At 47.4% G+C, this 23424-nt stretch carries 15 protein-coding genes; 3 read left to right on the forward strand and 12 right to left on the reverse strand.

The genetic code is table 11. From position 1 onward, the window contains the following. From L976_RS20360 to L976_RS20385, 6 genes are all read right to left on the reverse strand, one after another. Positions 1 to 938 (reverse strand): AAA family ATPase (locus tag L976_RS20360; protein ID WP_156143269.1); only part of this gene is annotated, 938 nt, incomplete at its 3' end. After that, entirely contained in the window at positions 935 to 4735 is a 3801-nt protein-coding gene (gene recB, locus L976_RS20365; RefSeq protein ID WP_052184043.1) for an exodeoxyribonuclease V subunit beta, read from the reverse strand. The genes L976_RS20360 and recB, both read right to left, overlap by 4 nt. Further along, a complete protein-coding gene (gene recC / locus L976_RS20370) occupies positions 4732 to 8511 on the reverse strand; it encodes an exodeoxyribonuclease V subunit gamma (RefSeq protein WP_047539636.1) in 3780 nt (1259 codons plus the stop codon). Before recC ends, recB begins: the two co-directional genes overlap by 4 nt. Positions 8512 to 8640: 129 nt before the next feature. After that, positions 8641 to 10776, reverse strand: coding sequence for a transglutaminase family protein (locus L976_RS20375; RefSeq protein ID WP_172590846.1), 2136 nt, complete (start codon positions 10774 to 10776; stop codon positions 8641 to 8643). A gap of 23 nt (positions 10777 to 10799) precedes the next feature. Beyond that, a complete protein-coding gene (locus L976_RS20380) occupies positions 10800 to 11840 on the reverse strand; it encodes a DUF58 domain-containing protein (protein ID WP_231570524.1) in 1041 nt (346 codons plus the stop codon). Positions 11841 to 11938: 98 nt separating this feature from the next. Continuing rightward, entirely contained in the window at positions 11939 to 12850 is a 912-nt protein-coding gene (locus tag L976_RS20385) for an AAA family ATPase (RefSeq protein WP_047539638.1), read from the reverse strand. Positions 12851 to 12996: 146 nt separating this feature from the next. On the opposite strand from L976_RS20385, the gene L976_RS23790 reads away from it, so the two are divergent. Continuing rightward, on the forward strand, positions 12997 to 13128 hold the full coding sequence (locus tag L976_RS23790) for a hypothetical protein (protein ID WP_269430391.1): 132 nt from the start codon (positions 12997 to 12999) through the stop codon (positions 13126 to 13128). A gap of 288 nt (positions 13129 to 13416) precedes the next feature. On the opposite strand, the gene L976_RS20390 is transcribed toward L976_RS23790, so the two are convergent. The 5 genes from L976_RS20390 to rmuC form a co-directional block, all read right to left on the reverse strand. Next, positions 13417 to 13824 (reverse strand): DUF6404 family protein, encoded by a 408-nt coding sequence (locus tag L976_RS20390; RefSeq protein WP_047539639.1) that lies wholly within the window; start codon positions 13822 to 13824, stop codon positions 13417 to 13419. A gap of 201 nt (positions 13825 to 14025) precedes the next feature. Then, complete coding sequence (locus L976_RS20395; protein ID WP_047539641.1) at positions 14026 to 15456, reverse strand: P-loop ATPase, Sll1717 family; 1431 nt, start codon at positions 15454 to 15456, stop codon at positions 14026 to 14028. A gap of 862 nt (positions 15457 to 16318) precedes the next feature. Further along, positions 16319 to 17020, reverse strand: coding sequence for an EAL domain-containing protein (locus tag L976_RS20400; protein ID WP_047539643.1), 702 nt, complete (start codon positions 17018 to 17020; stop codon positions 16319 to 16321). 193 nt (positions 17021 to 17213) lie between these two features. Further along, a complete protein-coding gene (locus tag L976_RS20405) occupies positions 17214 to 19139 on the reverse strand; it encodes a transglycosylase SLT domain-containing protein (RefSeq protein ID WP_047539644.1) in 1926 nt (641 codons plus the stop codon). 68 nt (positions 19140 to 19207) lie between these two features. After that, entirely contained in the window at positions 19208 to 20821 is a 1614-nt protein-coding gene (gene rmuC / locus L976_RS20410; protein ID WP_047539645.1) for a DNA recombination protein RmuC, read from the reverse strand. 273 nt (positions 20822 to 21094) lie between these two features. On the opposite strand from rmuC, the gene msrP reads away from it, so the two are divergent. Next, complete coding sequence (msrP, locus tag L976_RS20415; RefSeq protein ID WP_047539647.1) at positions 21095 to 22129, forward strand: protein-methionine-sulfoxide reductase catalytic subunit MsrP; 1035 nt, start codon at positions 21095 to 21097, stop codon at positions 22127 to 22129. Between the two features lie 115 nt (positions 22130 to 22244). Continuing rightward, positions 22245 to 22892 (forward strand): protein-methionine-sulfoxide reductase heme-binding subunit MsrQ, encoded by a 648-nt coding sequence (gene msrQ / locus L976_RS20420; RefSeq protein WP_047539649.1) that lies wholly within the window; start codon positions 22245 to 22247, stop codon positions 22890 to 22892. A 94-nt stretch (positions 22893 to 22986) separates the two neighbouring features. Here msrQ and gloA read toward each other — a convergent pair whose 3' ends face one another. Then, complete coding sequence (gloA, locus tag L976_RS20425; protein WP_037417829.1) at positions 22987 to 23397, reverse strand: lactoylglutathione lyase; 411 nt, start codon at positions 23395 to 23397, stop codon at positions 22987 to 22989. Positions 23398 to 23424: the final 27 nt, after the last annotated feature.

The raw sequence follows: 23424 nt of genomic DNA on the forward strand, positions 1-23424 counted from the left end.
AAGGTTGATGCCTCTTCCGGTACTTGCTTTAGCGCGGCTAACAGGGCTTGGGTTTCGTGGTTTTGCGCCAGTTCGTTTGTCGCTTGAGCCTGCTTAAGTTCCTGCTCGAGTCTCGCTTTAGAGGCCTTGATTGATTCACTTAAACGGGCGGCCGCTTTGCCCGTCGGGGCGACAAGTCTTATCTGCTTTGGTAACCCTAATTGTTGTAACAACAGCAATTTAGTGACCGTGGTGGTTTTACCTGTGCCGGGGCCACCGGTTATCACCGCCAGCTTTCTACCGAGCGCAGTAGCGGTGGCGACCTTTTGCCAATCGATGTTTACTTCATCGGTGTGGGCTGCGCTTGGAAATAAGCAATCCAGTTGCCTGCGTAGCGGCAAAAGTGACTGATTATCCGATGCTAAAGACTGCGAGGGCGTTAACGAAAGCGCCGTCGCTGATAACCTTGTTAAGGCGCTGGCGACTTGGGTTTCAAAATGATGATAACGCTCAAGATAGAGTCTACCATCTTCAAAAATCAGTGGTTTATTGCTATTTGGCGCACCAATGGCATCAAAGTGTTGCAGTGCGTCAATCAGTTCAGTAAGGCTTAAACGGATTTGACAGCGGTTTACTGGCTCCGCCATTGGATTGGTTGGCACTATATATTCGAGCACTAGACAAGTATGTTGGGCCGACAGTTGCTGACTCAGCAGGGCGCACAGCAGCATAAACAGCGGCTCTTGGGCGTCATTGGGGTGAAGACGGGCCATCTCGAGGGCAAAATGGCGATCAAGTGCAGTGATAAGCCGCTCTTTTTCCCAATATTTGAGCAACTCAGCCAGTGGTGCTTTAAGTCTGAGTGCGCCTGCATTGTACCAATTGGCGGCAAGGGCTGTGGCGTTATTCATATCGGCGCTATTCATTGCGGTGCTATTCATATCGGTGCTGTGGTTCATGCCATCGCTTCCGTATTATGTTGACTCATATGGCTTTCATCTTGGCTGCGGTTAAACAGCGCATCTAAGGCGAGAATGAGTGCCTTAGGTGGCTTATCGTAGTAAACCCCAAAGCCGGGATACTGAACCGACATTCCCCGTAAAAATAAGTAATAACAGCCGCCGATATGGGTATCGTAGTCATAGTTTGGCAGTCGCATCGCCAAATAACGATGCAGGGCGAGGGAGTAGAGAATGTATTGCAAATCGTACCTATGATCGCTAATCGCCTGCTTAAGCGCTCCATAATGGTAAGCCTGAATCGTGTCGCCTAAATGGTTTGATTTATAGTCGGCGATATAAAACTTACCTTGATATTCAAAGGTTAAGTCGATAAAGCCCTTGAGCATACCCTGTAATTCATCAAAATGTAGCGCAGTATCGTAACCAAATTGCCCGAGGAGTTGATTAAGCTCAGCATCTTTTAATCGATTTAAAGGCAGGTAAAACTCCATCTCCACTAAGGTGTGTTGTGGCGCGAGCGCTGCTAGACATAGCTCGGGATTGATGAGCTGATTATCCTGCGCCATTAATGCCAGCGGTGCCTGTAATATTTCCATATACCAGTCTTGTAATACGGTTTGCCACTCGGGGGCGATACCATATTGCAGCATGGCTTTAGGTAACTCACGCGGTAAATCGATTTCGGCCTGAGTAAAATCAATTAACTCAAGCACTAAGTGCATAAAACTCCCGGCATTGGCGCCGCGCTCAAAGCTAAAGCGATTGAGTAGCGGTAGCTGCAGCATATCAGCGCTATCTTGCCATGAGGATTCACTTAGGCTATTGGCAGGTTCTGCGCCAAATACCGCGCTAACTTCATCATCGGCGCCCGGACTGGCTTTGGCGTGGGGTGCATTTTTGACTAAGCCAGAATAACTGCCTACTCGCCATGGGGTGCGATACTGACGGGTGACGTTACGGGCATTTAAGGTGTGGGATTGCATTTCACCCGTGTGCAGCTTGCTATCAGCAATGTTGTCAGCCACACACTCAACGCTGATCGCTTGCGCATTCGACTCTACACCATTAAGTAGCGCCTGCGCCGCATTGTGCAGACGAGCAAAATCACAGTTGGCATCGGTAATGCCTAAAAGGTAACCGATAGCGGTTTCATGCAATTGGCTTTTGATCCCGGCTTTTAACATCCGGCTATGGTTAGCGATGTACAAATAACACAGGTACACGGGGCGGGTGAGCGCCACATAAAGTAGGCGAAGATCTTCGGCTAAGGTTTCTTGCTTTGCCTGCTCCCAGCCTTCGTCTGTGCCTTCAATATCCCATACCAGCTCCTGTGCCCCATCCGCATCGGTTCTGTGATAGAGCATGGGTGTCGGGCGGCGGCGATTATCCCGCGCAAGGCTAACAAAGGGGATAAAACACACTGGGTATTCCAGCCCCTTACTTTTATGGATAGTCACGATTTGCACCAGATTTTGCTCACTCTCAAGGCGAAGCTGCTGCTCATCTGCCCCTGTATTATCAATTAGTTGTTGCTCATACCAATTGAGTAGGGCACTGATGCCATCAATCTCAGTGGCCTTTTGCTGCAACAGCTCGGCTAAGTGGCGAAAATCTGTTAGTCGCCTCTCGCCATTACTCGCCTCATCGGGCTCTTCGCTATCTTGGTCGGCAGTGGCTGTAAAGCTGGGTGTTTGCAGTAGCCGTGCCACCATATGGGTAGCGTTGGCTAAGCTCAGCAGCGCCGGCATAATGCCGCGCTTTTGCCAGATCTGATGTAGCGCAAAAAACTGTTCGAGCAGCATTTGGCGCTGCTCTTCATCTTGGTTAAAGGCATGAATTTGCTCGGCACTATAGCCAAGTAGCGCGGTGGCGAGAGCGCTGCGCAGGGCGCGCTCATCCTTGGGACTGGCCAATGCGCGCAGAATGAGCGCCATTTCCCGCGCTTCAACGGTATCAAACACACTATCGCGGCTTAAAAAGACCGCGCCAATCTGGCGTTTACTGAGCGCCGTTTTCATGACCGCAGCTTCGTTTCTATCCCGCACTAAAATGGCAATATCTTTGGCAATTAACGGCCCTTTTGGCGTATGGCATTGTCCATTGGCGGCCTCTGTGAGTAAACGGGTGATCTCGGCGGCGGTATCTTCGGCCAAGGTTTGTCTGGCGCTGGCTTTATTCAGCCCCGTTTCGCCCTCGCGTAACAGTTTTAACCGCAGTGCGGCACTATTGGCTGTACTTTCGACTAACAGTTTTGCTGCCGCACTGGCGGGTGTTTTTACCCTGTCAAAGGGAATCGATTGACTAATAAAAGGATTGGAATGCTGGGCAAATAGATGATTCACTCCCGCTACCAGATTACGACTCGAGCGATAGTTCGTGTCGAGAAAATAGTGCGCCTGGGTTTGCCTGCGCGCCTCGATATAGGTGTAAATATCGGCGCCACGGAAGGCATAAATTGCCTGTTTAGGGTCACCAATCATCAGCAGGCTTAATTTGCTATCCGTGCGAGCCTTAGGTTCGACAGCCGTCGAATTTTGCGCTTTAACCCCCAAACGGGTTTGATAAATCCCCGAGAAAATTGCAAATTGCAAAGGATCGGTATCTTGGAATTCATCGATTAAGGCCACAGGGAAGCGACTTGCCACCGCTTTAGGCAAAGTATCAGGATTGGCCTGCATCGCTGCGGCTAAGGTGGTCAGCAAATCATCCGGTGTTAGCACATTTTTAAGCTGCTTTTGCTTAGCAAACCGCTCGCTGATCCCTTGCTTAGCGCTGAATAAAAACGCGGGTTTAATGGCGTTAATCAGCGCGGCTAATTGCTCCATATGGTCAAGCAGTGGTGCTTCACTGGCACTTGGGAGTACACCGCCTTTATTGAGCTTAAGCTCTGAGAGTGACAAGGCCTCAAGCACTTTTAGCGGCGGTAAGCCGTGACCAAAGGCGATAAAGTTGTCCAATTGGTCGAACATTTCCGCCAATTTGGGGTAATTGTCGCTCGCTTTACCAAAGCGCTGGCCATTAAGCGGCAGGCTATGTAGTAACGCTAACAGCGCGTCGCGGCCACGCGGCCAGGCGAGTTTAAAGCGTTGCACACTCTGGCTTAAGGATTCTGCCAAACGAGCAAAGGGCTGCACGGGTTTAAGCGGTTTTGCTTCACTGGCACCGAGCAAGGCCCGAAGCTGCTTGACTAAGCCATCGGGATCGCCAAATTCGCTGGCAATAATCTGGGCTAAATATTCCGGCAGCGGATAGCAGGCTTCACGCCAAAAGTCCCGCACCGCATGGTGCAAAAACTCGCTGTCGTCTAAGGTAAAATCTGACTCGAACAGTAAAGAGGATTCGAAGGCGAGATCGGCTAAGATCCGTTGGCAAAAACCGTGAATGGTAAAAATCGCCGCTTCGTCGAGGGATTTGAGCGCTAAGTCGAAGCGTCTTAGGGCGATAGCGCGCTCGGCTTCAGGGGTCTTATCGTACAGCGCCTGTACAAAGGGATCGTTAATTTCAAGCCCTAAGAAACACTTAAAAGCCACTTGTATACGGCGGCGAATTCTGTCCCGCAGCTCCTCGGTGGCGGCATTGGTGAAGGTTACTACCAGAATTTGTTCGCAACTCAGTGGTTCGCTTAAGCCATCCCCAAGCAGTAGTCGCAGATACAAGCCCGAAATCGTATAGGTTTTACCTGTGCCCGCACTGGCCTCTATCAATCGGCTACCACCAAATGGCAGAGTGAGCGGATCTAATGGCAGCGCCTGTGATGTAGTCGCAAGTATCATATTGTTTGATAGTTCACTCATTGCTGCGCTACCTCTGATATTGCGGCTTGTGGTTCTGCATTGAGCACAAACTCCTCAAGTTGGGCGAGGGTGTCTTTATGGTACAAGCTCAGCATGGGTCGATAGATCTCGTTGGCCAGTTTGCCAAAATTTGCTTCGGTAAAATCCTGCGGAAACCGAAATAGCCGCTGGTAATGGGGATCGGTGCCTTCGCCAAGCTCACCTTGTTCGTCCAGCCATTCGCTTTGCGCCGCCTCTAGCCGCACACTGTGTTGACTATCGTGCTGGCCATCAAGTTGACTGGTTTCATCCTGATTGATCTCTGCACTGGCGTAGGCAAGGGAGGTTTTGGGCATAAAACACAGCGGATGCAACTGTCCCTGATAAAAATGTTGTAACAAGTGAGCCAGTTGAGCATGGGCCTGCTTTGGTGCAATGGGCGAGAGAGCGTGAAAATGCCCCATATCGAGTAGATAGCTAGGTTGTAGATGATCGCTAGGTTGAGTTAGACCAGCGGCCATTAAACATAAATGGCGCAGATACAGCGCTAAAATATCCCGCCCATGGGCACTGCCGGGCCGACAACTGACCAAGCCTTTTGGACTGATATCATCAATGCGACCTTCGAGGATAACGCGCTTGGTTTTTACCTGATTCCCTGCGTTCTGATGAGGTAACTCAAAGGCGAGCCGAATATCCGCATGGCACGGGGGGACATCGCCACGCATAAATAAGGTTCTGCCGACAAGCGGCGCGATATCATGGCTATATTGGCGCAGCAGCAGATCATCAAAGGGCTGCATGGGTAAATTACCACTGGCTTTTAAGCGTTGTAATAGTTCGCTACTGGGCTGCGCCTGTCCTTGTTCAAGAGCGCCTTGCTCGAGCGCATCATCGAGCAACCTTGCCTGTAACAGATAACGCTCAAGCGCATTGAGGCTAAAAGGCTCATCATTATCATCCGCTTGAATATTCAGGTTTAAATCAACCTTTAGTGTGCGGTTAAAGAAATATTGCGCGGGATTACGAAAGAATCGGATAAAAGCGGAGATATCGACATGGTCTTCTTCGCTTAGTGGCTCAACATCTTGTTGAATATCACTATCCCCAATCGTGTCATCTTCGAGCACGATCAGCGTGTTGGCATCAATAAAACGACACTGGAGTGATTGCGTGCTGATGTCCGGTGGGCACCATTGCTGGCTGTAACTTTGTTTTATCGCCTGCGCGTGCGGCTCTGTTGACTGATACAGTTTAGGATCAAAAGGTTGCAGCGGCTGGTGGCTTATGATGGTCTCAAGCAATGCCTGTTGGGCGGCTTCATTACCCACGGCTGGAGCTTCTGCTGTAAGCGATTCTGGCACATAACACAGCTGGCAATATTCAATCAGTTCGGAGACTAACATAGAGGGAATGCGCTCCGAGTTATCCCGCTCACTGCGGCCAATATAGCTGATGTAAAGCTGTTCCCGTGCCGAGAGTAGTGCTTCTAAAAACAAGTACCTATCGTCTAATCTGCGGGAGCGATCGCCTTTGCGAGCACCAAAATGTGCCATCAGATCAAAGCCCACAGGATGTTGCATGCGCGGATATATGCCATCATTCATGCCGAGCAGGCACACCACCTTAAATGGAATCGAGCGCATCGGCATTAAGGTACAAAAATTTACACTGCCCGCAAGATAACGCTGGCCAACCCGTGACTCGGTTAAGCGCTGATTAAACCATTGTGCGAGTACTTCGATGCTTAAGTTCAAGGCGTTTGAGTGTAAGCCGCTTTGGTCTAAAAAATTGGGGTTAACGTCGTATGCCGTTGTATAGCTGTCAGCAGGGCTGGCGGCCAGTAACTCTTGCTCTAAGGTGGCAATGGCGTCGCGGATTTCCTGTAACTGCTCACGCTCATCCTCATCGGGGGCGTAAAAAGCATTTAACAGTTCAGTCAGTTCCAATAAACGCTGGCAAGGCACTTGAGGCTGGGCTAATTGCAGTGTGGTTTCATCGAGGACTTCAATAAAGTTCAACAGTTTGCCAAGGGCCTGTGCCGATTGGCCTTCCACCCCTGAAACCACTAAATAGCTTGGTGCCTGTGGGCTTGCTTGATACAAGGGGGCATCGTCCCTTAAGGCATAGCCCAAGATTAACCGTTTGATGCCAAAGGCCCAAGAATTTTGCTCAAAAGCGGGCACGCCCTGTTTAACACGGCTTTGCTCATCGCGCCCCCAACGCACACCGGCTTCATCTAACCAACGGCGGATCAGTGGTAGCTCGTCTTCTTCGAGTTGAAAACGCCGTAAAATCGCTGGCACTTCTAAAATGCTTAAAATATCGGTCAGTCCGAAGCGACTCTGATTAATATTGAGTAAATTCAAAAAGCTATTAATGAGTGGCGATTCCTGCGCCGCACCGCGGTCGGCAATGGCGTAGGGGATATATTCGAGCCCCTGTTTGGCGGCAAACACCGCATCGATATAGGGCGCGTAGGCGGCGACATCTGGCATCATTACCACAATATCTTTGGGCGTGAGTTGGTTGTCGCGATCCAGCAGGTCGAGTAAATGATCGTGCAAGGTTTCGACTTCGCGCAGTGGGCTGTGGCAGCTCTTGATTTGAATCGAATGGTCGCTGTTTTTTAGCACTCTTCGATTGGCGACGTCTTGATATAGCTCGGCATCAGGCCCGAGTACGCGGTCGAGGGTTTGCATTTCTAAGATATCGTATTGCACCCCAGCCAGCATGCTGGCGTTGCTATGCGGATCGTTAGGATCGCCGCAGGGCTCGCAGTACACATCGTCGCCAAAATCGCAGTGTTCGGGCGGGAGTTCGAGCAGCATATCGAGTAATTCGCGTCCCATTTTGCCATTGTTGGCAAGCAGCGGATTGCCAACCTCGAGTTTATCTTCCCATTGCTCGGCCAATTGGCGTTTGCCAGCATATTGCAACGCCATTCGCGCTCGATGCCGTGGGTCGATAATATCGCCCCAATAATGTTGGCAGGGGCTGAGGTTAAGGATGATGACATCAATTCGGCCCGCGAGCTGGTGGAGCACGTCAATGGTTTGTGGGGCCATAGACGAAATGCCAAACACAAATAAACGCTCAGGCAATTTGGCAATGGAATGGGTGCTATCAGCCAGCGCGGCAATTAAATCCTGATGTAAATTGGCCCTGTGGTAATGGCTTTGACGCAGCTCGTCACGGTTGAAGGCAATCAGCGCCCGCCAAAGAATAGGTTGCCAGCGTTGTTCCTCATTTAATTTGAGTGCATCGAGTGGTTCATTAGCTTCCCATGCGGCAATCCAGTCGGGGCGGTAAACTAAATATTGGTCGAAGATATCGGCGATACGGCCGCAGAGCTGATAAAGCTTAATATTATCGGCGGCGATTGAGTTTGACGCTTCAAGTTGATTATTTGTTGTGCTCGAGTCGGGGCTGCTTGACTCAATATGATCTAAATAATGCCGCAGTGGCCCAAAGGATTCCTCCTCAAGTAGGCGAGGCAGTAGTTGCATTAATTTCCAAGTCATTGCCGCTTTAGTAAAGGCGTTTTCCTTGGGGACATTGGGGAGTAAATCGTGGCACAGTTGCCAAATAAAACTGGAGGGCAAAGGGAACTCAAGCGCGGCGGCAATGCCATTTTGTTTTGCAATTTCAAGGCGTAACCAAGTCGACATCCCAGGGCTTTGCACCAAAATATGCTCGTTTTGCAATAACGCTGTGCCGGGTAGTGGTTGGCGTAAATACGCAGCGAGATGGGCACAGAGCACTTCCATTTGGTTGGATTGGATTAACTTCAGCATATTCGACTCACGATTTGGGATTGCTGTTATGCATAGCCAATTGCTGTTATGCATAGCAAACGGGCTTGGCAATTCTATGTGTTTGATTTATAAGATTCAACAATCTTGTCTGCCCGCGCTATATCCTATCTATTTTAACTGTTTACTTGGGCCAAATAGCAGCCAGTTGAGGGCTTTGGCCGCGGCATTAAAGCGCTTTAGCGCCACTTGATAGTCGTTATCCGCCAGGTTTTGGTATTTCAGTGCGACGTAGCTTTGGGTGAACGTGTCAAACTCACGACAAAACAGAGGGGATTGCTGCTGGTGCGTGTCAATAAGCTGCGCGGCAAAGGCGTTCGGGCCTAAGTGGGCTGGGCGGGCGATGCCAAATTTACTGAGTCGCTGGCAAATGCGTTGGTACTTAGCGCTGATGGGATCTTGTTCTCTTTTAAAGCGAAATAGCCCTACGCTGTAGGCGATATAGAGGCCAATAAGCCCAATACACACACTCATAAACATCGCGACTTTGGCCTTAGTGACTTCTCCTAAAATACCGCTTAGCACTTTGTTTTGTCGTTCTTGATTAAAACCGAGCACCCACAAACTCCAGTAATAATCAACGCTAACAAAGCGTTGCCTCAACTCGTTGAGCCAAGGCATAGATTTAAATCGTAAACTGCTAAACGGGCTTTCTTGCAGATAACTTTGCTCAGGGGAAAACTCGGCATCAAAGCCTTGTTCAATCCGATTAGGTGCCACCATGGCGGTCGGATCAAAACGCACCCAGCCTTCATTCTCCAGCCACACCTCGGCCCAAGCGTGGGCCATGTATTGATACACGCTGAGGTAATTGGCCTGTGGGTTGTATTCGCCTCCTTGATAGCCTGTCACCATCCGTGCTGGTATGCCGCTGGCGCGCGCCATAAAAATAAAGGCAGAGGCATAATGGGCGCAAAACCCTGCTTTGTTTTCAAACAGAAAGTCATCGACTTGCTGGCGGCCAATCGGTGGGGGCGTGAGGGTATAGAAGAACGGCTGTTGATTAAAATAGCCCATCATGGCCCAAAGTCGCTTATGGGGTTCTGGATATTTAGCATTAAATTCAGCGGCGAGTTGGCGCGCTCGGGGATTGCTGTCCGCCGGCAGATTGAGGTTTATTTGTCGCTGTTTGGCACTTAAGGTGAGATCCATTTTCGCCTGTGGCCACGAACTGGCATTGTAGCCCATTCGTTGATCGACATTACGCAGCGCATAGAGCCGATAGTCGGGCAAATTCACCAGCTTATCATCTTGGCTGTAGGCCACATCAAGGCCAAATAGCCAAGGTTGATGACTGGGTTCGGCAATCACTTGGTAACGGTAAACCCTTGGTTGGCTATTGCTGGTACTGTTTTGTGTTTTTGGCGTTAACGAGGGCAACTGCCGCGCAGGATCTGGCCTTGAGGGCGGAAAGAAAAACGCATCCTTTTGAATTTGTTTGATACCTGCATCTTGGCGCCATGTTAAGCCGTCATAATCTTCCAGCACTAGGGCGCGCCAGTAGAGTTCGGCTTGGGTAGGGCTGGCATCGGTAAAACTCACCCTAAATGCCAAGGCAGATGAGCGAGTGAGTTTACTGATATCGCCCACGGCAAGGGAGTCCGACAGCCCGGTTTGGGCTTCCTTCATATTGGGCACAAGCCAAAGCGGTGCAAAACGGGGCAGCACCAAAAAAAGTAATAACGCTAAGGGCATACTTTGCAGCAATAATTTAGCGCCAATCCATGCCGTGTGTTGCCAGCGATGTTGGCTTTGGTAGAGGGTGACCAGTACGCAGGTATTGATAATCGTGACGCCAATAAGGTGCACGGTATTGAGCATGGATTGGTGGTCAATAAAGGTGAGGGCAATTAGAAAATAGCCGACAATCACGACGGCTCTTACATCCCTAACACTTCGCATCTCAATGTATTTCAATGCATAACCTAAAATGAGCAGGTTGACTAAGGCGTTTAATAGCCCAATTGTGCCCGAGACCAGTGCCAGCGTGATTGCCGCGCCGATAGCAAGGCTTGTGACAAGATAACGAGGAGGTTTAGCGACTTTGCCGACATAGATACCAATGCGCCACAGCAAGCAAATAGCGCAGATCCCAAGTGTCCAAGGGGTGGTTTTATCAAATAAGGGGCTGAGCACCGCTAAATTGGTGAGCAATAGCCAAAACAGGGTTTGACGACTGATATTATCCCCAGTTTGAGGTCCATTAGCGCGATAGGCATTTAGCTGAGCTGCACTTTCAGTGGCCATTGCATTGGTCATTGATTTGAGGCTCATAGGCGATCCTCAACATGTAATGCTGTTTGAGTGCTATGCCTGTGGGGAGGAATATGTGGCTTATGACTAAATCCATGATTAACAGATAATTTATCGCTTGTATCTTGCGTTTGTGTATGTGTTCCATAAAGCGCCAGCGCCCGTTGGCAGGCGATTCGGTGCGAGTTACCGAGGGCGGGCGCCAGAATAATATCTTCCCCATTAGGCTGTTGCAGCCAAAGGCCAAAATATTGCTCAAGCTGACTTAAGCGGTTCACCTGCCAGCTTAATTGACTGAGCTGCTGTTCGAGGTGAGTAGGATCAGGGGCTAATTTTAACCAGACCGGATCACCTTGAGGCTGTTCAAACTCCTTGGTTAACATGCCACGCCCTTGGGCCCATTGCTTCCATGCCACTTGCTTTAATGACTCACCGAGCACATGGGGTTTAAGGCCTTTATATTCATCAATGCCAACAATATATTTGCCTGCCCGCTCAAGCGGTTCGTCCTGTCCGGATTCCGTTGCGGCTTCAAGTTGTAAGGGGCTTTCAAGCGGCTGGGCATAGACAATATGGGCGTTATCAAGGTCGATATGCGACCAAGCACGGCAGAGTCCTAAAGGGTAGGTGGATTCAATCTTCAGCCGTCCAGCGGAGACTATTCCACGCTGTTGATTTGCAAACGACACTAGCGCTTGCTCGTCCTGCGTACCAACGTGTTTGACTAAATAACCTAAATTATTCGGATAATTTAGGCTGATATGATGGCTGCTGTGGTTTGAGTTAAGCAAAATAGGAAAAGTGATCGTCTCGCCCGCATACACCTCCGGCGGCGTCAGTGCCCGTAGTCGTAGCCCTGCTAAGTTTTTGTAACTATAGAGAATGCAGGTATTGAATAAGCTGAGCAGCAAAATACTCAGGCCAATCACGAGATTGTTCTGATAGTTAGTACCAAACAAGTACAGTAGCAATACCAGCCCCAGCCAAACAAACCCAAAGCCACTGGGCAGAATAAAGATACTGCGGTGGCTTAAGGTGAACTCAGAACTGGGTGGCATGCGCCTTGCCAACCAGCGTTGCCAAAAAGCAGAAAACACGCGTTTCACACTGTCCTCATCTTCTTATCAATATTCACATTTAATGGCTGATTGAGCCGTTACATGATCGGATTCACACCAGCGAGTATCCGCTCCGAGAGCGCTTCTCCCTGTAATTGACTGCTGGTTCTAAGCCGGTGTTCGGCGACGCTGCAAAACACCGCCTGCACATCTTCGGGCACTAAATAGTGTCTACCTTCTAAAAATGCCCAAGCCTTGGCTGCTTGTAACAGGGCTTTGGTTGCCCGTGGCGACAGGCCAATGGCGTCCGTTTGGCTGCGAGAATCATGGATTAAGGCCAAAATATAATTAAGCAGCGCATCGGATGCAGTGACCTTATCGCATTGCTCCTGCAATTGGGTTAACGCCAAAGGGGTTAAACATTGCGGCAGATTATCCAGGGTTTGCGGCGTTTGCACTGTTTTGAGCATTGCAAGCTCGGCATCGTGGCTCGGATAACCAATGGAAATCCGCATCATAAAGCGGTCGAGCTGGGATTCGGGCAGTGGGAAGGTGCCTGATTGTTCAGTCGGGTTTTGCGTAGCAATCACAAAAAATGGATTGGGCAATCTGTGGGTTATACCATCGACAGAAATTTGCTGCTCGGCCATGGCCTCGAGTAGTGCGCTTTGCGTCTTAGGACTGGCGCGGTTAATCTCATCGGCCAGCACCATCTGCTTAAAAATCGGGCCGGGATGAAACACAAATTGCGCTTGGTGTTTATCAAAAATCGATACCCCGAGAATATCGGCGGGCAGCATATCACTGGTAAATTGAATGCGTTGATAACTTAAGCCTAGGCTCTGGGCGAGGGCATGGGACAAGCTGGTTTTGCCCATACCGGGTAAATCTTCAATTAACAGGTGCCCACGAGCGAGAATACAGGCGAGGGCTAAGCGAATTTGCCGTGGCTTGCCCAATAATACCTGTTCAAGTTGTTGTAATAGTTGGCTTAAACCAGAATGTGCCACGGGAGACTCCTTGTGCATGGATGAGGTCATTCGCTCTACCACTATGGCGGAATATGCCGCGCTTAGCCAGTCGCTTTTACTGTGAAATCAATCGGCTTAGTGAGTCGTTGCTAAGTAACCTTATGTAGGTCTTACTGCTTGGAGCTTTGAAGCATAGATATATAGGTGAGCTATGGCATTTGCTCAACGACGCGCAGCGAGTCCATCCGTGGATGCTCGACCGCCCCGTCCGTGGGGCGGACGGTCGTCTCGCTAATCGCCACGACTCACCTATTTAGCATCTGCGTCGCCTGTAAATTTTAAAGAAATAAACAACACGTTTTGGGACAAAACCTTGCTAAATAATTCACTCTTATTAGCCAGATTTGGATTAACTATTCTAATAGCAATACTTCGTTTGACAACAAACTAACCAACACTCGATATCACCTGTCGGAATAGGCATAACAGAGACATGAATGACTTGTCTGGATATCAGTGATTCATCTTAGGGGAAAAACCGCCCCATAATAGCCGCAAATGGAGGATAGAGACGGGTTTTAGGAGCTTAGGTGAATCAGTCTGTCCTAGAACGATTCATCTGCACACTCTTCAGCAAGATCACCCCAATCGGGCAGGTTATACTTCTTTTTCAGTTGACCACAATACCAAGAAACAGATAAACCATAGCCTAATGATATGAAGCAGAGTTTCATATAAAGCATAATTAGCTCTTCGATGGCGGCTACATCTTTGAAAAGGTCATTAGTATAAAAAAATATGAAGGATAAAATGGATAAGATGATAGAAAAAAAGCTGAAAAAGTAAGCAGTCTGAACAGCAAGAGTAGTCTTAAAACTTGCTAATAAGGGAGGTTGAAAATTAACACCATATTTCCACAGAAGCCGATAAAATGGTGGTGAGTAAGTTAGCTTAGAAATACCTTTTTGTTCCATTATTTTAAAATACGTATTCATTTTGCATTTAAATGTCATATCTAAACCTCTTAATTATTCACATGAATCAGTCTGGTGTAGAGTGATTCACAGGCTCACTTTGGGACACAAGTGTGTTAGATTTATAACTCTACTCGGTGAGTTTCTAATTAAATTTTTATGGATTAACACTGCCATCATAGAACCAAAACAGTTTAGTGAGTGTAGCTGTTTTGGTTCCTATGCATGGTCTTGTTATGTTTAACGATTTCTTTGAACTGTACCAACAGCTTTTCTGAAACAAGGGTGGACTTGCACTTCTTTCAATAACGGATTTTGAGTTTCACCGAAGTAGCTGACCTTACTTCCTCCATCACCACCTCTAATGAAATCACCAAAAAAACCAATATCAAATAGGATCTTTGCTAAACCTTTTGTATCTGCGTTATTACTAAGGTTGACAAACCAATCATGAGGGATTCGAACTTCATCAAGAATTTTGGACATTCTTGCTTCAAGTGTATCTTCATCAATTTGATACTTGGTCCTAAAGTAGTTGTTTCTCCAATAGTCAAATATTTTATCAAGATCAGGGTATTGATTAACGAACTCTGCGCATAAATCCTCTTTCTTCCATGTAGAATACTCTTCTTCGACATCTTTTAAAGTATCGTCTGATGGAGAGTTTTCAGAAAGAGCTTCGGTATATAACCGTGATAATTGAAGGAGCTCTCTTGGCCGCCCTAATGTTCGCTCAGTCATCCAACCAAGTGTAAATTGGTTGCCAATTTTTTCAGGAAATACCCTCAGGAAATCCGTTTGTATTTCAACTGACGGCATAGAGTCAAGAGACTGACTAATTCTCTCCGCTAGCAGCTTTTGGAAATTGTCGTCGGCCCACGTTATTTTATATACATCCCTATACTTGTCACTGTGGGTAGTTTTCTTCATCAATATTGAATATATATCATCTCTAATAAAGATAATTAGATTCACGTTGGCGTGTATTGCTTTTAGATACATTGAAGAAGTAAGCAAGCCTAACAGTATCTGATTACTTCTATCACTGTTATCCCACCCGATATCTAGATCATCGACCAATATAGTTATTTTGCATCCATCCTTTGCAAGGTTCTTTAAATGATATTCATATCTATCTATGGCAGATGACTCTTTAATAATATTCTCTAGTTGAAGACCTAGTTCACCAATGTCTTTAAACTTCAATTTTATAGAGCTAAGAATTGTTGTAACTGATTCTACAAAATCTGAGTTGACAACACCTTCGGCTTTAGCAAATTTTCTTGCGGCTTCAGCACTACCAACAGTAAGCTTGTTATCCTGCACAGAGCCGATTAAGTTGAGGCATTTTCTCATTATGCTATTAAGCCACGCATACTGAAAAATTGTCTCATCGCCCCGTTCTTGTTTAAGCAAATCAACTCCAGCTAGATTTCGAAATATCCCATTTGTAGGAGACACCTCAACAACTATGTGCTCGCGTTCATCCGCAAACTTGCTGATTAACTTCTTCCTGATTGCTGTTTTTCCTGCTCCTTTCCGCCCAATGATAAATGTTTTCTTAAACTGTGTTATTCGATCGAAGTTTAACGGCGTTACAAAGTAGGTCATTAGTGCAGGGTCGTTTTCAGCACTGTCATTGCCCCAGTCAATATTTCTTATATCTTTCAATCTCTTTTCCTTGCCTTATTTTCTAAGGTTTCTCTATGTCAGACAGCGAAAACATAACGATCATAACGCAACGGCGCGGTTTTCCGTGTCCGTGGCTTGTTTTGTGAGTTACAGAGTACATAAGAAGTGCGCTGATGATGGGCTATTTGACTTCCTTGTATCTGAACTCTCCATATTCCGCAAACATTGGGCTCACTTGAAGCTGGCTGGCGGTGACTGCGTGCCAGCTTGACTCAACTGCGTATGTAGTAACATTGTCGCATTACTAAAATTTGGTCAATCTTTGTATGTTAGATTTTGTCTAAAATCACATGCTGAATTAGAATGGGGCATTAGCTTTTTTGCCAAATGAACAGTGCAATGGTCGTCAAAATTGCTATTGTTGCAACAGTGACCGTTGGCGACATGGATGTCGCCGTCGAGCCTATAGGGACATATTCACGGCGTGTCACTGGGGAAACAATGACAATTCATCCTACACACCTGACGACAAACTTATCTCGCTTTGGGGCAAAAAAGCTTTTAGCCTGATGAACAGTTAATGGTCGTTAAGATTGCCACTGTTGTAACAGTGACCGTTGGCGGCATGGCCGTTCTTTCACATCTGACCCATAAGGATATGGGAAATGCCACTATGATGCATAGGCCATGTGATCGCTGCATTAGTACATCCATGTACAGCAGATGCCGCCGTCGAGCCCTCAGGGATGCTTTTTGTGAAATAAAAGGGCGGCGTGTCACAGGGAAAACGATGACAATCCATATCTTCGCTATGTGATTATGCGATTCTAATAACCCCTAACTTATCAATGGCAGCGAATCTTCAAGCACTCTGCCATTTTTGTATAACACCTTATTATCCCTAACAAATTAACTTTTCGCTTTGCTCTGGGCGGATAAACCAAGGTTTGAATAAAAATCCCTGTACTAGATCGACATTCAGCTCGCGGGCTAGCTGGAGCTGGGCGTCGGTTTCTATGCCTTCGAGGATGCATTGTTTGCCAGTGCGTTTGCCAAATTCAATCAATGCACTGAGTAGTGCGATGCCGTGAGGTTCGGCAACTAAATTTAGCCAGTGACGATCAAACTTCAGATAATCCACATTCATCATTAAATCGACCGACAGCATGGAGTGGGGCGCACCGATATCATCAAGTGCCACGTTAATATTGGCTGCTTTAAATTGATGAAACAGTTGATTGGCAAGCTCGGCGTCATTAATGCAGGTATTCTCAATAATCTCTACTGTGACTTGCGGGTGACTGGAGAATAGGTCAAGTAACTTTTGGGTATGCACGCCGTTAGCTGCATGGGGATCGACATTCACAAACAAGCTTTGTTCAGCGGGGGCGTGTTCAAGCTGAAAGGCTTTGGCCTGAAACTCGATTGAAGCAAGTGCATCGCTGTTTTCGTGTAACTGCTCAAATACCAGATTAGGGGCGATGGCTTGACCTTGCTCAAGGTAGAAACGGGCGAGTGCTTCATAACCATGAATGTGTTTAGTGTGAGGGCAAACGAAGGGTTGGTATTCGCAACTTAAGGATAAACCGCTGAGCTTGAGCATGTAGCAACGCATGGATAATGACTAATTGCTAATTATTCGCATTTAATAGTGCTAAGTGCAAATAAGTTTGCCTGAGTGATGTGCGTTTGCTGATTTTATATACATAGCTTAACGGTATGAATTTGAAACGGTATTATGTTTGTTAATGTAATAAAGGTGGCCTTTGCCACCTTTATTACATTTAGTCTTGTCCTTAGTAATGGAACTTCAGCTCAGCCTCGTTAAATAAAGGCTGTGGTTGTTGTTTTTGCGCTTCGTAAATCAAACGATAACTTAACACGGCTTGTACATATTCGCGGGTTTCGGTGAAGGGAATAGACTCGATAAAACTCATCGCATCGAGTTGACCATTTGATTCCGATAACCAGCGGCGAACCCTTGATGGGCCTGCGTTATAAGCGGCTGTGGCTAATACGCGGTTTTGATTGAACTCCTTCAATAATTGGGCGTAATAGGCGCTGCCTAAATTTAAGTTAAGTTCGGCACTGTAGAGATCCTTTGGATCATTGTACTTAGCACCGTGTTTTTTTGCTGTAGCCTTGGCGGTGGCGGGCATAATCTGCATTAAACCGCGGGCACCAACGCCAGACGTTGCATAAAGGAAAAACGCACTTTCGCGTCGGCTAATGGCGCGGATTTCATCGATATTAACTTTGTGCTTTTTGCTCGCATGTTCGAAGCCTGATTGATGCGCCATTGGGAACCGTAGAGGGATGTCGTCCCAAAGTTTGCCTTGAATACTGGCTTCGACGCCAAAGTCATACCAGCCTTGATCATGGGCATAACGGCCATAACGAGCACGCATGTCATTATTGCTGCGTTTGAGCAGTGCCACCCATTCATAACGGGCATCGAAGTAACGATCGAGCGCCATCAACTCCTGTACGCGCACAAAACCCAAATCATCTTCGAGTTTCGGACTGTTCCCATTGATAACTGGCTCAGGACTTTGATTTAGCGATACGGGCTTATTCAATAATTGTGAGGCGGCAAAACCGTAAAAGCCGCGCTCATTGCTAACGGCCGCTAGGGCTTTGGTTGCGCTTTCTGGGGCGTGTTTGGCATTGGTGCGATACAGCCAATATTGCCAGCGTTCTTTGGCTTGAGCTTCAGGTGATAATAAATCTAAGTAGCGAGCAATATGGGTGCTGTCCTGCTCACGAATCGCCCAACGTAAACGACGTTCGAACATATCGTCGCTTTTCATCTCTGGCAGCAGATTATCGGCCCAGTCTTTAAAATTATCATCCTGCTCAATCAATACTCGGCGCACCAGATACTTTTGCAGCTGTAGATCTTGCGCGGGACTAAAACGTTTGGCTTTTTGATACCGAGTATATAAATCGATGGCTTGGTCGAGATCTTTACGGGCAAGGCGTTTTAACCCAGCAGCAACGATATCGCCAACAATAGGATTTTTGTCTTTAAATTTTTCAGTATGGCGCAGGCTATTGGGATCTTTAAATACCGCGACTAAGCGTTTGGCTTCGGCGCTATGGACCGTAATTTTTTGCGATAGAAAGCTCAAAAGACTGGTTTGGCCTTCATCGAAGCTCACTAACATCCGTGCCCAAATCACCTCTTGAGTGCGCTTGCCCGCTTTGGTCCAAGCATTGAACAGAGGGTCACATTCTTTCGGACGGGAATCACCATAGACCCATAGCGACTGCGCGGCGGTATAGGCGGTTTGGGTTTCACCTTTGGCAAGTTTTGCCTCATAAAAATAACACTGTAGCCTGACATCGGTTGGCGCATCTTGAGCCAGCGTCAGAAAATCGTTCCAGCGCTTTTGGCTACCAGCATTCAATAAATATTTCGAACGCAGTCTTTGGTACATTGGTGTTGTTTGATATTTATCTATCAAAAACTTAGCGTCATTACCGCGTAAATCATTGAGCCGACCTATATCGATATCATGGTCTAAGTAGATCGCCAGCGGATATTCACCTAACTTAGCACGCAGGGGCTTATAGGTTGCATAGTCTTGTTTCTTCAAGGCTTTTTCAGCCTCAAGAAAAGTCTTTTGGGTCGACGTTAAAGCAAAAGCCGCAGAGGCATTAAATGCACCTGCGATAATAATTGCGCTGGATAACACCATCTTTGTGAATGGGTTGCACATGCAGAACTTGCCTCCGGGCATCAAGGTTACAATCGATTTTTCCCTATCGATTCAGGATTAATAGTGATTTAGGCGTTTTGCTGCGTTTGGGTGTTGAGTTGTTCGAGTGCGGTGGCATCCTCAATTTTTGTTACCCTGGTTTGGTGTTCAGTTGTTTTAGCTAAGCTATCGTTTTCGAACTCGCTGGTTTCATCAATATCACTGTCGTCTAAGGCTTCATTGAGCGCCTTCTCAAGTAACATCTTATCGAGTTGTTTGCTGGTATCAACACCCAGTTGCTGCATTAAATGCGCTTGACGTACCAAATTGCCTTTGCCAGAGGATAATTTATTCATGGCACTGTGATAGGTTTTCTCGGCGTTATCTAAAGCGCGGCCAAGTTTTTCCATATCGTCGAGGTAGCCGCAGAGTTTGTCGTAGATCCGGCCTGCTTGTTTGGCAATGGTTTGGGCGTGTTGGTTTTGATACTCGTAACGCCAGATATTATTGATGGTACGCAGGGCAACCAAGAGGTTGGTTGGGCTGACCAGCATAATATTTTGCTCAAGGGCAAAGTTAACAAGGCTTGGGTCATGCTCTAAAGCCAGCAAAAATGCGGGCTCGATGGGGATAAACATCAGCACATAATCTAAGCTTTTAAGCCCGTGTAAACGCTGATAATCTTTTTGGCTCAAGCCTTTAATGTGGTTGCGTATGGATAGCACATGCTCATTGATGGCCTGTTCGCGCACCAGCGGATCTTCACTGTTAAAATAGCGCTCGTAGCTGATAAGTGACATCTTAGCATCAATCACCACGTCTTTATTTTCAGGCAAATGCACGATGACATCGGGCTTAAAGCGTTTGCCGCTGTCATCTTTGAGATCCTGCTGGGTGTGGTACTCGTGGCCTTCGCGCAGGCCACTTTCTTGCAGCACGCGGTCTAAAATCACTTCGCCCCAGTTGCCTTGCTGCTTATTATCGCCTTTTAGGGCTTTTGTCAGGTTAATGGCATCTTGGCTCATTTTTAAGTTGAGCTCACGCAAGTGCTCTAATTGATGTTTGAGTGCACTACGCTCGGATTGCTCATGGTTATAGGATTCGCGGATTTGCTGCCTAAAACCTTCTAACTGTTGCTTTAACGGCCCAAGTACGCCTTCTAATTGATTGGCGTTTTGGTGTTTAAAGTTTTCGCTGCGCTCTTCGAAAATACGGTTGGCAAGATTTTCAAATTGGGTTTGCAGACGTACTTCGGCACTTTCTAGGGTGGCGATCTTTTCCCGCAGTGATTCTTGCTGGGCATCCGCTTTGGCCTGAATGGTTTGTTGTAGGGCATTGGATTTAGACAACGCCAGTTGTAATTCGAGTTGACGGCGATGACTATCGTTTAATTGCTGCTCTAAACTCGGCACGCGCTCGGCTAAGGCCTCGGCTTTGCCTAGATGTTCGATTTTTTGCTCTAGGCGCTGCTGGCATTGACGGAGTTGGCTATCTTTATCGTCCACTAAGATTTGCTGCTGCGCGAGGGAAAGCTCTGCATCTTCGTTCACTTGGCGCATTTCTTGTTCTAACTCGTCCTTAAACTGTTGCCAGCGAGAACGGGTGAGACGTTGATTGAGTAGGGCACCGATTAACAGTCCTAAAAAGGCCACGGCGATTAGGCCGATGATCTGGGCGAGGGAAAAAGATTGAGAAAATGGCATCTTACTAGCACTCCTTTTGCGATGGCGCTTAGGGTCGCATGCCCCTAGAAAGGCTTCAAGTGCTTTAATAAACAATCTGTTTAGCTGATGACTCAAATGAGCAAGACTTAGTCGCTTAGGTTGATATAGTGTGAGGGATGAAATTTTTTTGCGGTTTTCTGTGTCTATATCCCTAAGCTTATCAACACAGGTTAATTTACCTGAGCTTTATGGGTGAGCGCTTAGCGTTAGCAAAAGCCGGTACATAACATTTTATTTCTGCAGAGGTGTCAATTGGCTAATCAATCACGTTTTACACCGGGTATTTTGAAAAAAGCACGCTGGCATATACAAGACAATCAAGTTACTCCTGAGTCGGTCTTTAAGGCGCGCCGCCACATAGTGAAAGCCATGGGGTTAGGTGCGATTGGTGCCAGTATCCCAGGTTATGTGCAGGCGGGATTATTCGATCTGTTTGGTGATCAGCCCAAAACCAGCTTTATCACCACGCCACTGACTTTTGAGGCCAATGCGCGCTTTGGTCAGGGTGAGGTGCTTACACCATTTGATAAGGTCACAACCCATAATAACTTTTATGAGTTTGGTACCAGCAAACAAGACCCGTCTGATAATGCGCAGCAGTATAAAGTCGACCCTTGGCAATTGCGTATTGAAGGCGAAGTTGAGCGCCCTATGACGCTTGATTATCAGGATCTGACTAAGCTGTTTCCGCTTGAAGAGCGTACTTATCGACTGCGCTGCGTTGAAGCTTGGTCGATAGTGATCCCTTGGGTTGGATTTCCACTTGCGGCGTTATTGAAAAAAGTGGGCGTAACCAGCAAGGGAAAATATGTTGCTTTTGAGACCGCCTTCGATCCCGAGCAAATGCCAGGACAAAAAAGCCGTTTAATGGGCGGTGGCATTCATTATCCCTATGTGGAAGGCTTAACCATTGCCGAGGCGATGAATGAACTGACGCTGATGTCCGTCGGGCTGTATGGTAAAACCCTGCCGCCACAAAATGGCGCGCCAATTCGGTTAGTGGTGCCGTGGAAATATGGTTTTAAGAGCATTAAATCGATTGTTCGTATTCGGGTGATGGACAAGCAGCCACCCACCAGCTGGAATCAACTCGCACCCCATGAGTACGGGTTTTATGCCAATGTGAACCCAGCTGTCGATCATCCCCGGTGGTCACAGGCGAGTGAGCGGCGCATCGGTGAAGGTGGGTTATTCTCGGCGCAGCGCATCGATACATTGCCTTTTAATGGTTATGGCGAGTTTGTAGCCTCTTTATATGACGGCATGGATTTGAGGCAGTTTTATTAAGCCATTCGGCGACTGTATTCTAGGCGCAATCGATTGCGCCTAGCGAACAAGTTGCAATATCTGTCTAGCGAGATAGTGGTTAGCGCCTTTAAAGGGGAAAAAGAGTAGGAGTCTTATGTTCAACATCACGGCGTTAAGAGTCACACCAAAACAGCTGCTCTGGGTAAAGTTAGTCTTTCATTTGATTGGGCTTATCCCGATTACTTGGTTGGTTTTTACTGTGCTGTCGGGGCGTGCGGGCGGCGACCCTGTGCAGTATATTATCCACTTTACTGGAATTGGTGCACTCAATGCGCTACTGGCAACACTACTGATTTCACCTATTGCCAAGAGATTTAAGTTAGGTTGGTTAATGCAGACTCGCAGGCTTGTCGGCTTGTATGTGTTTGCCTATGCCACACTGCATATTGTGGCGTTTTTCAGCTTAGATCTGCTGTTTGCCTGGGAGTTGTTTTTCAGCGAGGTGGCGAAACGGCCTTATATTTTAGTTGGTGCTGTGGCTTATGTGATTGTGAGCGCCTTAGCGATTACCTCATTTAAGGTCTTAATGCGAAAAATGGGCCGCCGTTGGCAAACGCTGCACAATGGGGTATATCTTGTGGCGATACTGGCACCAATCCATTTTTATTGGTCGGTCAAATCCGAAATCATCGAACCGAGTCTGTATATCCTCGGTTTTGGTTTGTTGCTCGCATGGCGTTTACCCATTTGGCAGAAGAAGCGCAGCAGCCGTATCGCGATGGCCGCCGAGGGCAAGCGATAATCTGTAGTGTTGGCATTTATCAACGAGCAAAGAAAACGGCGTTTGCATACAATGCAAGCGCCGTTTTTATATCAGACGTTGGAAGAGAATAGGTTTAACCTAAACCTTGGGTTGCCGATTTCATTTGAATAAATTCAATCTTATAGCCGTCAGGGTCTTCCACAAAGGCGATTTCGGTGGTGCCACCTGCAACAGGGCCAGGCGCGCGTGTCACTTTACCGCCTGCGGCGGCAATGGCTTCACAACGAGCATAAATGTCTTCATCACCAATGGCGATATGGCCAAAGCCTGTGCCGAGATCGTATTTTTCAGTGCCCCAGTTATAGGTCAATTCAATCACCGCTTGCCCTGTTGACTCTTCACCGTAGCCCACGAAGGCTAAAGAATATTTGTATTCTGGGTTTTCTGAGGTGCGTAGTAACTTCATGCCAAGTATTTGAGTGTAAAAATTAATACTGCGCTCTAAGTTACCAACGCGGATCATTGTGTGTAACAGTTGTGACATAGGATTATCTCGGTCAATGAATTATGC

The sequence above is a fragment of the Shewanella sp. ZOR0012 genome, from assembly GCF_000798835.1.
Classification (GTDB): Bacteria; Pseudomonadota; Gammaproteobacteria; order Enterobacterales; family Shewanellaceae; genus Shewanella; species Shewanella xiamenensis.